This is a genomic window from Pseudoalteromonas sp. SA25, assembly GCF_011378705.1.
Taxonomy (GTDB): domain Bacteria; phylum Pseudomonadota; class Gammaproteobacteria; order Enterobacterales; family Alteromonadaceae; genus Pseudoalteromonas; species Pseudoalteromonas arctica.
Genome location: NZ_WTKV01000002.1, coordinates 235,269 through 249,420, shown reverse-complemented (window position 1 = coordinate 249,420; position 14,152 = coordinate 235,269). Strand labels below are relative to the sequence as shown.

Sequence of the window (14,152 nt, the reverse complement as noted above, 5' to 3'; positions counted from 1 at the left end):
TTATAAAGGTGGTAATTAAGTACTATTGTTTTATTAGTTGATAAAATATTAATAGAGCGATTGTATTAGAGTGAATGTAAATGTTTGCTTTTAATTGGCTTTTTTAATTATAGACTACTTTTCACCTGCTAACATTTTAAAATTGTTAACTTTTACGCAGCATTTTAAAATTCCTAAAATAAGCTTCACTTTTATTACTACGAGGCTTAATTACTTTTTTATTTAAAATAATTAAATTTTTTTGAAATAAAAAATAACTTATACGGTCTAGGTTACTTCAACGTTTATTAATATTCATTTAAGGAAATTTTATGACAGGTTCAATGAGTTCTGATGTGCAAAACCGTTTGCAATGGTCACTTTTATCTTTGCGTTTAGGCGTATTTATTGTAATGGTTATGTGGACGTTCGATAAATTCGTAAACCCTGGTCATAGCGCACGTATTTTTGAACATTTTTACGGTATTAGTGGCTCATCTGACATAGTTGCTTATGTTATCGGTGCTCTACAACTTGTATTAGTATTGGCATTTTTAGCGGGTATTAAAAAGCGCATAACTTACGGAATCATTTTTGTAATGCATGGCTTATCAACGCTTTCTTCGTACAACCAGTATATAGATGGCTTTAACAATTTATTATTCTTCACTGCATGGCCAATGTGGGCTGCGTGTTTTGCACTTTACTTATTACGCGACCAAGACGTAAAATTTACTGTAAAGTAATAAAACAATAGCTATACCCTTCCTTAAGGTTGTAGCTAAAAATACATTGGGCTGAGTTATTTACTATTTCAGCCCAATGTATAGCCTTTAAGTACTTCTTTTAATAATCCAATCTCTTTGTCATCTTCTAAAAATAATCCTTTTTATATTATTTCATCTTAAATATTGCGTTAGATCAAAGTTAATATATTTGTAAGAACAATATCGACAGCTTTAGTTTATGTTAGCTATACGGTTAGTAGGTTTTAATTACCTCAAGTTATTCAACTCAAGGTTGTATAGAAGGCTCGTATGGAAAAGGTCAAAATTTCGTCAGCGCATCAGTCATCAAATCGTTCAGTAAACAAGTCTTCACATAATCAAAATTGCGATGAATGGAGCAAGCTCGATTTAGCACAATTACAAGCAAAGCTAAAAACATCATCCGACGGGTTAAGCCAAACTGATGCCACACAAAGATTGGCACAATATGGACCTAACGAACTAGTTGAAGAAAAAACAAACCTACTACTCAAATTTTTATCTTACTTTTGGGGACCAATACCGTGGATGATCGAGGCTGCTATTATTTTATCGGCGCTTGCTAAGCACTGGGCTGATTTTTTTATTATTCTTGTATTATTGCTGTCTAACGTATTGGTTGGCTTTTGGGAAGAGCATCAAGCGGGTAATGCAATTGCTGCATTAAAAGCAAAATTAGCCAACAAAGCACGCGTTCGCCGCGATACTCAATGGCAAAATTTAAATGCCAGCGAGCTTGTACCAGGTGATGTTATTAGAATGCGGATGGGCGATATAGTGCCTGCAGATGCGCGTTTGCTCGATGGTGATTCAGTAGAAGTAGATCAATCATCACTTACGGGTGAGTCGTTACCGGTTGTAAAGTCGGCGGGTGAAACTGTTTATTCGGGCTCTATTATTCGCCAAGGTGAAATAGAGGCAATAGTATACGCAACCGGCGCTAATACCTTTTTTGGTAAAACAGCACAGTTAGTGCAAGGGGAGCGAACCGCAAGTCATTTTCAGCGTGCGGTGCTTAAAATTGGTAATTATTTAATAATGCTTGCTGCGGCTTTAGTGCTGCTTATAGTTATTGTTGCTTTGTTTCGCGATGATCCAATGATCACCACATTGCAGTTTGCACTGGTATTAACCGTTGCGGCAATACCAGTCGCAATGCCAACAGTGCTATCAGTTACTATGGCTGTAGGCGCTCGTTTATTGGCTAAAAAGCAAGTGGTTGTAACGCGTTTAGCTGCAATTGAAGAGCTAGCAGGTGTTGATATTCTGTGCTCTGATAAAACAGGCACATTGACACAAAACCTATTAACGTTAGGTGACCCGTTTTATATCGAAAACTCAATAAATAAAGGCTCTGCTGAGCAAGTTATATTGTACGCGGCATTAGCATCTCGCTCAGAAAATAACGATCCGATTGACTTAGCAGTATTACAAAGTGTAAAAGCTGAGCAGCATTTAGATTCTTATCATATAGAGCATTTTCAGCCATTTGATCCTGTGAGCAAACGTACTGAAGCAATCGTTAAAAATGATGATGGCAAAACATTTAAAGTGACCAAAGGTGCACCGCAGGTTATTTTAGCTTTGTCGGCTAATATTGAGGCAGTTAAAACTCAAGTTGAGGCATCAATAGATGAATTTGCAGCACGTGGGTTTCGCTCTTTAGCGGTTGCTAAAACAGACGAGCAAGGTAAATGGCAATTTATAGGCGTATTGCCACTTTTTGATCCACCGCGTGAAGAAGCAATACAAACCATTGCCGATGCAAAAGAAATGGGTATGAGTGTTAAAATGGTCACGGGCGACCAAGTGGCCATTGCGCGCGAAACTGCAAGTAAACTGGGTTTAGGGACAAACATTCTTGATGCTAGTGGATTTGGTGCAACTGAGCATCATCAAGCCACACAGTTAGATGATTCTATCGAGAGTGCTGACGGATTCGCACAAGTATTCCCTGAGCATAAATACCATATTATTGATGTGCTTCAGCATAGAGGGCACATTGTTGGCATGACAGGAGATGGCGTAAATGATGCGCCAGCACTTAAAAAAGCTGACTGTGGCATTGCTGTATCGGGTGCTACAGATGCAGCGCGTTCAGCAGCATCAATTGTGTTAATGACCGATGGCTTATCGGTTATTATTGATGCAGTTAAAGAAAGCCGAAAAATATTTCAACGCATGAACAGTTACGCTATTTACAGGGTTGCTGAAACACTGCGCGTACTACTCTTTATGACAATGGCGATATTAATTTTTAACTTTTATCCGTTAACAGCAGTCATGATTGTAATGCTTGCTTTACTTAACGATGCCGCCATTTTGTCTATTGCATACGACAATGTGCATTATCAAAATAAGCCCGAGACATGGAATATGCGGCTCGTTTTAGGTATTGCATCTGTGCTGGGAATTGTAGGGCCAATTGCAGCCTTTGGTTTATTTTACTTAGGAGATAAAGTATTTGAACTCGACCGTCCTCATCTTCAAACATTAATGTACTTATTACTTTCTGTAGCAGGGCATTTGACTATATTTTTAGCGCGTACCCGAGGTCCATTTTGGTCTATTAAACCGTCTGCTATATTAATGGTCGCCGTATTTGGCACGCAAGTTATAGCAACACTTATTGCTGTTTATGGGGTGTTTATGACCCCACTAGGATGGGGATGGGCACTTGCTGTGTGGGCATATGCTTTGGTGTGGTTTTTTATTAACGATGGTTTAAAGCTAGTGGCGTATCGAATTTTTGATCCGACAGAAGCACCCTTACTAGAGAAGAGTTAGCACATAGGCTTAAAAAATGGTTATAAGCCAAGTGGCTTATAACCAATAGTACACAAGGGAGTGTATATAAGGTGGTTCAATTATTTGTGAGTAAAGTTACTCACAAATAAAAAGTATTAGTGCATTGCATCGTTATACTGCTTTGCCAAGCTTTGTTTTTGCCCTTCGGTTAGTGCTTTACCCGCTAATTGAAATACTTCGTGTTCTTCTTCGCTTAAATGATGATGTACTAAATGATGCAGTTTTTTAGCTGCAACTAACCATGCAGACGAGCTCATTTCGGTATCTTCAAGTTGTTCAATTAATTCATCAATTTCGTGATGTTCAGCTACGCTGTGGCGCGCTTTTTCATGAGTTAAGTCATCAAACATAAGTGGGTTGTAAAAGTAACGTTCTTCAAATCTTGCGTGTTGTTCTAGTTCTGTTTTTAGCTCGTCCATTAGCTCGTGGCGCTGCTCTGTGTCGCCGTGCGTTTGAATAAGCGCATCTACTAATTCTCGTTGTTTGTCATGGTCATGACGTAGTGCTTCAAAAATATTCATAACTAATCCTTTTACAATTTATTTGCTTATATCATTAACTAGCAAACTAAATGCCAAATATTAAGTTGATGTATTTTATTGCTTTTATTTTGATTTTTTATTTTTAGGCTGCTATCACTGTAAATTTTACAGTGATATGAATGCAATAATTTCAGGCTTTTACATAGTTCAATTATAGAAGTGAGTATAAATTCCTACAGAACCTTACAAATATTTACTGGTTGTTTATTTTATTGCAGTGATAAAGTAGCAACATTATTTAGGTACAATCTATATGTATTACTCCCACATATAATATCAATCGGTATAAATGCAGGTAGCACGTTAACTTAATAGGATAGTTTAAGGATGAACATAAAAAGCCCCATCGCCGCATTATTGCTGTGCGCTTTACTAAGTGCCTGTAGTACAGCCCCACGTTCTGACCCTAACTTATGCATTGAAGAGGCTGAAACGGTTGATCGAAATGGCGCTCAAACAAGCTCAGAAGTTTATAATCAATGCATTAGCGCACAAATTAAAAAGGATGAAAAAAATGACACTTTTTTTGATATTATTGGTACGTTCTTTTTTGAATTTTTTGTAATGGTGGTAGAAAGTAAATAGGCTAACTTACAGCTGTAATTTAAATTAAATAAGTTGCGTAAAAATAGGATTAGTTATGAAACAATTATTGATAGCAATTCCACTTTTTTTATTACTAAGCGCTTGTGCGGCGCAGCCTTACGCAGGCTCGGCAAAATGTATGGAACAAGCAGATATTGCATACGAAACCGATACACGTAAAAATGAGACATTAGATAATGAATGCAAAGCTGCAAAAGTAAATACGCCTAATAAAGAGCTTGAGAATCATGGCTTGGTTGATAGAAGCCTTTTGCAGCTAATCGTTAGCGTTTTAAATGGCGTATTTCAGTAATACAGCATTAATATGATTAAAGGTATGTATGAGGGAAGAACTAAGAGCAAAAATAATTACCGTGTGCGATAAAAAAATAGCAGCTAAAGGCGAAAATGTAGGGCTTTCTTTTTATGCATTTTTTGCCAATAAAAACGACGACCCAGAGCTACTTATGGAGGCCGCTACTTGGTGGATACACACCCATAAATTAGATCATTTTGTAAAAGCACATAAAATTAAACAGATGGTTTTAGATGGACTTTAGTCAATTAACTGAGCCAATACTTTTAGCTGTGCTTATTTAATCAACAACGACTTGGTTTCTTCCGTTTTCTTTTGCTTTATAAAGTAATTTATCTGCATGTTTAATAAGAACATCTAGTGTGCTTTTTAAAGGGCCACTTACAGAGGCCCCTGCACTAAAGGTGATTTTTGTATCACTAGGAAAGTCTTCTATATTACTGCAATGCTCGGCGAAGCTAATGGCGAGTCGGTTAAATATATCGTGAATTATTCGTTCATCAACCGTATCTAGTGCAAATAACCATTCTTCGCCGCCGTAACGACCAAACTGATGATCATTACATAGTGTTTCTTTTGCAGCTTTTGCAAAGGCAATAAGAACTAAATCTCCAACATCGTGACCAAAATGGTCGTTAACTTTTTTAAAGTAGTCTAAGTCAATAATCGCTATCGTCATTTTACCTTCACCAAGCTTTGCTTCTGCTGCGCGCATTATTCCTCTGCGATTAGGGCAATTTGTTAGATAATCTGTTAATGAAATATCGTGATATTTTTGACGTTGTCGAGCTTGCCGATAAAATAAAAATAATGAAGCAATCACTAAAATAAATGCAATAGCAGCGCTAAGTCGCCAAATTATTTTTTGTTGATATTCTTCTTTAGCTTGTAGTTCACTAATGTCTTTTGCGTACTCTAGTTGCTGTATTTTTTCTTCTTTTTCTTTTACTTCAAACTGCACCTGTAGTGTTTTTATATTATTTTCACTAGTTGCTTCGTAGTGTTTTTTTGTATAAAGGAGCTTTTGTTCAATTGCTTCAAAAGCCTCGTCAGTGTAGTTAAGGCGGCGCTTTAGCTCATAGCGTTTACCTAAAAAATCGGCTTTATAAATACTGCGGCTGAATTTATTTAACTTTAAAAACACCTCATCGTTTGCTTCATTTGCTTGATCAAGTAAATTTAGTTTTATATATATGTCAGCTAACAAAATGAGCGATGCGAGTTGCATGTCGTGAACACCTGCAGAACGAGCAAGCTCAATGTTTTCTTTAGTTAGAGTTAAAGCTTTATCGTAGTTTGCTTGTAAGTACTCAATACTGGCAATTGAGTACTGAGCAAAGGTTAAGCCTTTTTGCATATTAGCTTTTTTAAAATAGAGCAATGCTTTGTCTAGGTATATTAAGGCATCTTTAGGTTTTTCTATCTCAAGCAATATATTGCCTAAACTCCAATATGCTTTTGCAGTAAAAAGCCCATCTTGTGTTTGCTCATATGCCGCAACCGCTTTTTTTGCATAATATACGGCTTTGTCTTTTTCGTTTAGATAATTGTATGCATCAGCTATTTTTCTAAAAAAGTATCCTTGAGATGCTGAATCGTCATCTTTTAATGCTAATTCTAACCCCTCTAGTGCAACATTTAGGGTCTTTTTCAATGAATCTGTATCGGTGTAATAGTAAGCAAGTGCTCGTAAAATAATGATTTTTTCTTTAGTTGAATGCTGTTGCAAGCTTTCTTCTAATTTTGTGGCTAGCGTTTGTGCTGGAGCTGGGTTTGGCTCCCTCGCTAGAGACTTGAGTTGTGATTCGAGAAATAATAAATATACACTTTTTTGATTTGGTAACTCTTTGTTCTTTAAGTAATAGGATAAGTGTGTGTTTAACGCTTCGTATTTTTCTTGTCTAAAAAGTAACTCCGCATACAAAGCGGCTGCTTCTAGATGAAGGTTCTCCCAATTTTGCTCTTTGCTTATTTTAAACGCTTGAGTGAGTTTGTCTTCATTTTGAAGATAGTCTAATTCATTCAGTTTTATGTTGTTGATCAGGACTTGAGTTGTGCCAAAGTCTAGCGCATGTAAAGTCGCACTTAATGAGTCGCCGTTAGCTGAGGCAAGCTTACTTAAAAGTAAAAATAAAATGAGAACAATATACTTTGCCCATAAAGTATTACCTAAAATCTTTATTTGTGTATTGTTAGCCATGTTAATCCTTTGCTGACTTATTTTTATTAGGAAATACTTTTCTACATTGCTTAATAAACTTGGGTTTGAACAGTTTTTTATACTTCTCATTGAAAAAACAAGACCACAAACGATATCAATTAAATTAATAAAAACCAACACATTGAATAATATAGTCGTTGTAGCTATGTGTTTTTATTAAAAATCTGCAGCTACTTCAAACTCTAATCGTTTATCCGTAATTGGGTGAGTAAATGCTAAGTATTCTGCGTGTAAATGTAATCTATCGGCTTTTTGTCCGTAATGTGTGTCGCCTATAATTGGCATGTTTAAACCTAAACTGTGTGCGCAATGCACTCTTAATTGATGAGTTCGCCCTGTTTTAGGGTATAACTGTAATCGGGTAATGTTGTTGTTACGCTCTAAAACCTGCCAGGTAGTAAGCGACGGCTTACCATGTTTGTAACACACCATTTGGCGCGGTTTATCATCAAAGTCGAGCATTAATGGTAAATCAATTACTCCGCTATCCTCAGCTACGTTACCATTAACTAACGCGACATAACGTTTATCTATGGTGCGTTCAATAAACTGCTTTTGCAGTGCTTTGTGCACGCGTTTATTAAGTGCGATCATCAATAACCCTGAGGTCGACATATCTAACCTGTGCACAATTAGCGGGCCTGAAGCCTCTGGAAACTGCGTTTTGATTCGCATATAAACTGAGTCATCAATATTAACGCCAGGCACAGATAAAAACTCAGCGGGCTTATTTACCACAAGTAAGTCGTCATCTTTGTAAACAATACTTAAATCTTTACCCTGAGCTGGGTTGATAAGTAGCGGGTTATCTTCAACGTTTAAGCCCTTTAGCATGTGCCCAAGTATTGGTTGGCATTTACTGTAACAAGAAGGGTAGTAGTTTTTATGCTGCCTAATTGCTGATTTAGGTGCTGCTCCCCACCAAAACTCTGCCATAGCAAGTGGTTTTAAACCATGCTTATAGGCGTATTGTAATAATTTAGGCGCTGCACAATCGCCAGCACCCGAAGGAGGAGTGTGCTCAGGTAATGCTGCAAAAATAGCATTTAAGTCTGTAGTTTCACCATTTGCATTTAAAAATTGGTACTGCGCAAATAACTTTTTTTGTAAGCTTTTAGAAAGCGTTTTACGGCGCTTTTTTAAATGAGCAATTTCATCAGAAATATTGATGTGTGTTTGCTGCAGTGACTCGATTATATTTTGCCAATAGGCTTTAAGTGCCAGCAGTTGCTTTTTTTCTACGATACTTTGCCCTGCAAGCTTATTTTTTAACTGCTCAAAATCACTTTCGCTAAGCTCTAATTCGCCTTCGGTACGTTGTATTTTACGTTGCTGGCGACCGGCTTGCATTACTGCCTGTTGGGCTAATAGTGCTTGCTGGTAGCTTTGTGTTGCATCATCAAGTTTGCTATTAACTTCATGCAGTTGTTCACTATTTTCTAACTGCTCAATTTGAGCATTAATATCGTTAATTATTTTACTTTGAGTCAAATAGCTATCGTCTTGCAGCTGCATGCTAGAAACAGGCGGCACAAAGCTAATATTACCTTTATCACCTTCAATTTGCCCCGAATAAGCACTTAAAAAGCCTAATTGTTGCTTAGCATTTTGCACCACTAAAACCCCAAACATTTTACCTGCATTTTCTGCTTTTAAATGCGTTAACGTTTCAAGCTGTTGCTGTAATTGTTTTGTGGCTGCTACAGCTAAAGGTTGCGGCTCGTAATAAAAAGGGAAAGTAAACTTTTCAGGAAGCGCGAGAGAATAAATATTTTGAGAAAATAATGTAAAGCACAAAGCAGAATTTGACATAGAAGTAAGAGAAAAGCATTCAGTAAAATAATTGAGCGCATAATAACATATTCATAGTTAAGCCACTAAAAATCTCGCACCCGCATATTCATAAACACTTTAAAGCGGACATTCATGTTTTATGTATCAGTATGGGGGCACAGCAAACCTAGTAGTACCGTTTGTTAGTAAAGTCTCAGTAGTAATATATCTATCATTATCAAAATACCTAAGCTTATCGATTCTCAATAATTGAGCGCATTTCGAAACGATGACTTACTTGATAGAGCAGAGACGAAAAATCAATTTACAGAATAACTGAATATTTAGGAGTTCTATATTATGAGTCAAAATATCGCAAGTTTTATCACTAAAACCCTTGAACAAGCTGGCGTAAAACGTATTTGGGGAGTAACTGGCGATTCACTCAACGGCATTAGTGAAAGTCTGCGAAAAATGGGAACAATTGAATGGTTAGGAACGCGACATGAAGAAGTTGCCGCATTTGCAGCCGGTGGCGAAGCGCATTTATCAGGCGAGCTTGCAGTGTGTGCGGGTTCTTGCGGCCCAGGTAATCTTCATTTAATTAACGGCTTATTTGATTGTCAGCGCAATAATGTACCGGTATTAGCTATTGCCGCACACATTCCTTCATCTGAAATTGGCAGTAGTTATTTTCAAGAAACCCATCCGCAAGAATTATTTAAAGAATGCAGTGTATATTGTGAAATGGTTTCGAGCCCTGAGCAAATGCCGTACCTGCTAGAAACCGCAATGCGACAAGCAATACTAAACAAAGGCGTGAGTGTACTTGTGCTACCTGGCGACATTGCATTAAAAGATATGCCCAAAGCTATTAAGCCAAAATGGAACGTGCCAAAACCAGCAACGTATACCCCTGCTTTATCTGATATTGAAGCGATGGCAACTCATCTTAATAAAAGTAAAAAAGTAACCTTGTTGTGTGGTGCTGGTTGTAAGGATGCCCACGACGAAATTGTTGCGCTAGCCGAAAAATTACAAGCACCGATAGTGCATGCCATGCGCGGTAAAGAATTTATTGAGTACGATAACCCTTACGATGTTGGTATGACTGGGTTTATTGGCTTTGCGTCGGGCTATCATGCAATGCAAGAAGCCGATACGTTACTTATGATTGGTACTAGTTTTCCTTATCGTGCTTTTTATCCTGAAAATACCACCATATTGCAAATTGATAATCAGGCTGCGTCACTCGGGCGACACGTGCAAATTGACTGTGGCGTGTTAGGGGATACTAAAAATTCAGTGACCACATTGCTTGATTATATTAAAGGTGAGCGGACAAGTTCGCACTTACAAAAATGTGTTAAAAACTACAAAGAGTCTCGACAAGATCTTGATGAACTAGCCAGTGGCAAAACCTCGCAAAATTTAATTCACCCGCAATACCTAACACGCTTACTCAACGAGCAAGCGGCTGACGATGCTGTTTTTACTTGCGATGTAGGTACGCCAACAGTGTGGGCTGCGCGTTATTTATCAATGAATGGAAAACGTAGATTAATTGGATCGTTTAATCATGGCTCTATGGCAAATGCGATGTCGCAGGCAATGGGGGTTCAATCTGTTGATAGAGACCGCCAAGTAATTGCAATGTGTGGTGATGGTGGCTTTTCGATGTTAATGGGCGATTTGATCTCGCTTAAACAGCTTAATTTACCAATAAAGATTGTTGTTTATAATAATCGCTCACTTAGTTTTGTGGCTATGGAAATGAAAGCCAGTGGGTTTTTATCAAGCGATACTGATTTAGAAAACCCAAGTTTTGCTAACATTGCACAGGCCTGTGGATTAAAAGGGATTCATGTGGACGACCCTGAAAAATTACCATCGGCAATGAACGAAATGATGAATCACTCAGGACCTGTTGTTTTAGAAGTCGATACTGCAAAACAAGAGCTTTCAATGCCACCGCAAATTAAATTAGAGCAAGCAAAAGGCTTTAGCGTTTACATGATGAAGGCGCTGATAAACGGCAAAGGAAACGAAATTATAGAGCTTGCCAAAACTAACTGGTCACGCTAAGTGAGTTACTTTTCTTAGAAATTGATAGCGCTCTAAAATTGCACGAGTGCTAATTAATAAAACCGTATAATTTTTTGAATATTGACCATGTAGAATGAATGCTCTACCATGTAGGTAGAGTGTTCGTTCTACATAGGTTTGATACTATGCTTAAACAAGAAATAGCAGGGGCTTTAGAAGTCGCCTTTAGTCAGTATGGCTTTGCTGAGCCAAGCGTCGCAAAATTGCAAAAGCTGAGTGGCGTTAGCCTTCGCACGCTTTACAAATATTACCCTTCAAAACAAGCTATGATCGTTGCTGCACTTGAGTATCGACATCAGCGCTATATCGCATTTTTACTCGAAAACGCTCCAGCTAAGGGAGCCGATTGCATAGTGCATATTTTTTCACGATTAAAGCATTGGATGGAGCAATTTGCCCCTAATGGCTGTTTGTCGATTAATGCGCTTAGTGCTTTTCCTGATGATTTAGAAGTTAGTAGCGCCGTGCAAAAACACAAAAATGAGGTGAGGCAATTGCTTGCGCAGCAAAGTTTACAGCAGTCACTTGCCGATGTTTTATTTTTACTACACGAAGGCGTTTCGAGTGCATGGCCTGTAATGGGTGACATCGCCGTTATTTCTGCGCAGCAGAGCGCTTTATTACTAATGAAGGGGAAAAGCTAATGACTCATTTACCAAAAACCATGCAAGGTGTTCAGCTTACAGGGCATGGTGATTTTAGTATGCTTAAATACGCGGCTAACATAGCACTGCCAACACTTGGCGCAGACGATGTTTTAATTAAAGTTATGGCAGCGGGTGTTAATAATACCGATTTAAATACGCGTTTAGCTTGGTATTCTAAACAAGATGAAGGTAGTGAAGATGCAAGCTGGTCTGGTAATGCTCTGGTATTTCCACGTATTCAAGGTGCTGATGTGTGCGGTGTTATTGTTGCTGTTGGCGATAATGTAAAGCCAAATAGAATTGGCGAGCGTGTACTTATTGAGCCTTGTATTGTTAATGCTGCTGGTAAAGAGCTTGAAACACCGTGGTATTTTGATTCTGAATGCGATGGTGGTTTTGCACAATATACCTCTGTTGATGCAAGTCATGCTTATAAAGTTAATAGTCATTATAGTGATGTGGAACTTGCGTCATTTCCTTGCTCGTACTCGACAGCCGAAAACATGCTTTATAGGTCTAACGCAAAACACGGCGAAACCGTTTTGATTACTGGTGCATCTGGTGGCGTAGGCTCAGCTGCTGTGCAACTAGCTAAAGCGCGTGGCGCATACGTTGTGGCTGTTACAAGTAAAAGTAAGGCGCAGCAATTAAAAGATTTAGGTGCAGATAACGTTATTTTTCGAGAAGACGATTTAGTCCAAGCATTAGGGAAAAACAGTATAGATGTTGTTGTTGATTTAGTTGCTGGTGAGCAATGGCCTAAATTATTAGACGTATTAAAACCTAAAGGGCGTTATGCGGTTTCGGGTGCAATTGGTGGCCCGTTAGTTGAGCTTGATATACGCACACTTTATTTAAAAGATTTAAGCTTTTTTGGCTGCACAGTGTTAGAGGCTGGGGTATTTAAAAACTTAGTACGCTTTATTGAGCAAGAAAAAATAAAGCCAATCGTGGCGCATACCTTTCCTCTTACAGAAATAGTAAATGCACAGCAGGCGTTTAGTGAAAAACAACACGTGGGTAAGATTGTATTAACTATCCCTCATAGTGATTGAGTTTATTTTAAAAGCTCGCTATGCTGTAAAAACGCAGCGAGCTTTTGCCTCAAAGGGTGTTTTACAAACTCTTTTTAGGCGGAAGAGCTACGTTTGCAAATATTAGTCCTGCAACAAGCGACATAAATATTAAAAACGTTTGTTGACCTATGTGCTCTGCATATACAAAGTCTTGGCCTTCAATAAGTGAGTTTAAGCCAATATAGGTTTTGCTTCCTGGTACTAATACAATTAAGCCTTGCATGGCAACAATAGAGGCCGGCGCATTAGCAACGCGGTTAAACAAGTTACTAAATATACCCACCGATAAAGCACCTACAAACGTACCTAACGTGTAATCAAGGTACATAGCCGAGCCAATACTGGTGCCATACGCTATAAAGCCAGATGCAATAGACCAAACTGCATGTTTAAGTTTGGTTCTAAAAATCACGATTAGGCTGCTACAAAGTAAAAATATAGCCAGCCATGCGGTCCATTTTGGTAATGGCTCAGGTTGTACAAAATCGGCTTGCCCAAAGAGTGCAAAGCCAATACCTATGCCAATAAAACCGCCAAAATACAGTTTAAATAGCAGCATAAACGAGTCCATGACTCGCGCAGTACCAGAGACTAAGTGCCGTGCGGCAAGCTCAGCTAAACCAAGTGCAAGTGCTAAACCGGGTATAAATACAATAATTGCCGAAAGTACCACCAAGCGTATGTTTATTTCAGGTGTTATGTATACGCTTACTGCACAGGCAAGTATTGCTGATATTATGGCCACTAATGGCTCAAGCATATGAGCTACGCGTTTTGAGCGCCCAGACCAAAGCACAAACACATAAACCACTAAAGTAAGAAGCGATGACCAAATAACATCAGTCCAGCTAGTACCCATTAACATTGCAAACGCACCACCAGAAGTTGCAAACGCAACGCCCGTAACAAGTTTGTTGTATGGGTTTGGCATTACAAAAATAGCGTCTAGTTGCGCATCAACTTCTTGTAAACTTAGCTTGTCATCAAGCATTTGGTTTACAAGGTCGTCGGTGTCGGCAAGTGAGCCTAAATCGTGATCGCCAGGGTCTACACGCGCAACGTGGGTGTACTCGTCTTCGTGGCCATCGGTCCAAATAACAAACGTTACAGAGGTTGGCGACATAACAAACGACGATTTAAGTCCTAAGTATGTAGCCACTTCCATTAGGTGGGCTTCTAGGCGGTAAGCAGGCGTACCATATTTGTGAAGCATTTTACCCAATTTAACGATAAATTTGCGTTTTTCTGTAAAGGTTGCAGTTTTCAAATCTTTTTGGACCAAATATTGCGATAACTAAGCTAAAAATATAGACAATACAGCTAAAAATGCCC

12 protein-coding genes are annotated in these 14,152 nt (G+C 38.4%); 8 read left to right on the top strand and 4 right to left on the bottom strand.

What is annotated here, in order from left to right:
• The first annotated feature begins 311 nt into the window (after window positions 1–311).
• On the top strand, window positions 312–725 hold the full coding sequence (locus GQR45_RS02560; RefSeq protein ID WP_007581772.1) for a hypothetical protein: 414 nt from the start codon (window positions 312–314) through the stop codon (window positions 723–725).
• Between the two features lie 291 nt (window positions 726–1,016).
• Window positions 1,017–3,533, top strand: a complete 2,517-nt coding sequence (locus GQR45_RS02555) for a plasma-membrane proton-efflux P-type ATPase (RefSeq protein ID WP_010553638.1) — start codon at window positions 1,017–1,019, stop codon at window positions 3,531–3,533.
• A gap of 116 nt (window positions 3,534–3,649) precedes the next feature.
• Here the strand turns inward: GQR45_RS02555 and GQR45_RS02550 are convergent, their stop codons facing one another.
• The gene (locus tag GQR45_RS02550; RefSeq protein WP_165725044.1) at window positions 3,650–4,075 is read right to left on the bottom strand and encodes a hemerythrin domain-containing protein; all 426 of its coding nucleotides are present in this window, start codon (window positions 4,073–4,075) and stop codon (window positions 3,650–3,652) included.
• A 348-nt stretch (window positions 4,076–4,423) separates the two neighbouring features.
• Here GQR45_RS02550 and GQR45_RS02545 point away from each other — a divergent pair, with 348 nt between their 5' ends.
• Genes GQR45_RS02545 through GQR45_RS02535 form a run of 3 tightly spaced genes read left to right on the top strand, consistent with a single transcriptional unit; the run spans window position 4,424 to window position 5,241 of the window.
• A complete protein-coding gene (locus GQR45_RS02545; protein WP_165725043.1) occupies window positions 4,424–4,681 on the top strand; it encodes a hypothetical protein in 258 nt (85 codons plus the stop codon).
• A 55-nt stretch (window positions 4,682–4,736) separates the two neighbouring features.
• Window positions 4,737–4,994: a hypothetical protein gene (locus tag GQR45_RS02540; RefSeq protein WP_008165783.1), complete on the top strand. Its 258-nt coding sequence runs from the start codon at window positions 4,737–4,739 to the stop codon at window positions 4,992–4,994.
• Window positions 4,995–5,022: 28 nt separating this feature from the next.
• Window positions 5,023–5,241 carry a DUF6500 family protein gene (locus tag GQR45_RS02535; protein WP_007377212.1) on the top strand — a complete coding sequence of 73 codons (219 nt, stop codon included), beginning with the start codon at window positions 5,023–5,025 and terminating at the stop codon, window positions 5,239–5,241.
• Window positions 5,242–5,277: 36 nt separating this feature from the next.
• Here GQR45_RS02535 and GQR45_RS02530 read toward each other — a convergent pair whose 3' ends face one another.
• Together GQR45_RS02530 and GQR45_RS02525 are read right to left on the bottom strand one after the other, a co-directional pair.
• Entirely contained in the window at window positions 5,278–7,197 is a 1,920-nt protein-coding gene (locus GQR45_RS02530; protein ID WP_165725042.1) for a GGDEF domain-containing protein, read from the bottom strand.
• 177 nt (window positions 7,198–7,374) lie between these two features.
• Window positions 7,375–9,030, bottom strand: a complete 1,656-nt coding sequence (locus GQR45_RS02525) for an RluA family pseudouridine synthase (RefSeq protein ID WP_165725041.1) — start codon at window positions 9,028–9,030, stop codon at window positions 7,375–7,377.
• Window positions 9,031–9,351: 321 nt separating this feature from the next.
• Between GQR45_RS02525 and poxB the strand changes: the two genes are divergently transcribed.
• From poxB to GQR45_RS02510, 3 genes are all read left to right on the top strand, one after another.
• Window positions 9,352–11,076 carry a ubiquinone-dependent pyruvate dehydrogenase gene (gene poxB, locus GQR45_RS02520; protein WP_165725040.1) on the top strand — a complete coding sequence of 575 codons (1,725 nt, stop codon included), beginning with the start codon at window positions 9,352–9,354 and terminating at the stop codon, window positions 11,074–11,076.
• Between the two features lie 146 nt (window positions 11,077–11,222).
• Complete coding sequence (locus GQR45_RS02515) at window positions 11,223–11,741, top strand: TetR/AcrR family transcriptional regulator (protein WP_010553645.1); 519 nt, start codon at window positions 11,223–11,225, stop codon at window positions 11,739–11,741.
• A complete protein-coding gene (locus GQR45_RS02510) occupies window positions 11,741–12,799 on the top strand; it encodes an alcohol dehydrogenase family protein (protein WP_165725039.1) in 1,059 nt (352 codons plus the stop codon). Before GQR45_RS02515 ends, GQR45_RS02510 begins: the two co-directional genes overlap by 1 nt.
• A gap of 61 nt (window positions 12,800–12,860) precedes the next feature.
• Here the strand turns inward: GQR45_RS02510 and GQR45_RS02505 are convergent, their stop codons facing one another.
• Window positions 12,861–14,087 (bottom strand): threonine/serine exporter family protein, encoded by a 1,227-nt coding sequence (locus GQR45_RS02505; RefSeq protein WP_010553647.1) that lies wholly within the window; start codon window positions 14,085–14,087, stop codon window positions 12,861–12,863.
• Window positions 14,088–14,152 lie beyond the last annotated feature (65 nt).

Excerpts from the sequence above, each read along its gene's own strand:
- GQR45_RS02560 (WP_007581772.1), top strand. The coding sequence starts at position 312 with ATGACAGGTTCAATGAGTTCTGATGTGCAAAACCGTTTGCAATGGTCA.
- GQR45_RS02555 (WP_010553638.1), top strand. The coding sequence starts at position 1,017 with ATGGAAAAGGTCAAAATTTCGTCAGCGCATCAGTCATCAAATCGTTCA.
- GQR45_RS02550 (WP_165725044.1), bottom strand. The coding sequence starts at position 4,075 with ATGAATATTTTTGAAGCACTACGTCATGACCATGACAAACAACGAGAA.
- GQR45_RS02545 (WP_165725043.1), top strand. The coding sequence starts at position 4,424 with ATGAACATAAAAAGCCCCATCGCCGCATTATTGCTGTGCGCTTTACTA.
- GQR45_RS02540 (WP_008165783.1), top strand. The coding sequence starts at position 4,737 with ATGAAACAATTATTGATAGCAATTCCACTTTTTTTATTACTAAGCGCT.
- GQR45_RS02535 (WP_007377212.1), top strand. The coding sequence starts at position 5,023 with ATGAGGGAAGAACTAAGAGCAAAAATAATTACCGTGTGCGATAAAAAA.
- GQR45_RS02530 (WP_165725042.1), bottom strand. The coding sequence starts at position 7,197 with ATGGCTAACAATACACAAATAAAGATTTTAGGTAATACTTTATGGGCA.
- GQR45_RS02525 (WP_165725041.1), bottom strand. The coding sequence starts at position 9,030 with ATGTCAAATTCTGCTTTGTGCTTTACATTATTTTCTCAAAATATTTAT.
- poxB (WP_165725040.1), top strand. The coding sequence starts at position 9,352 with ATGAGTCAAAATATCGCAAGTTTTATCACTAAAACCCTTGAACAAGCT.
- GQR45_RS02515 (WP_010553645.1), top strand. The coding sequence starts at position 11,223 with ATGCTTAAACAAGAAATAGCAGGGGCTTTAGAAGTCGCCTTTAGTCAG.
- GQR45_RS02510 (WP_165725039.1), top strand. The coding sequence starts at position 11,741 with ATGACTCATTTACCAAAAACCATGCAAGGTGTTCAGCTTACAGGGCAT.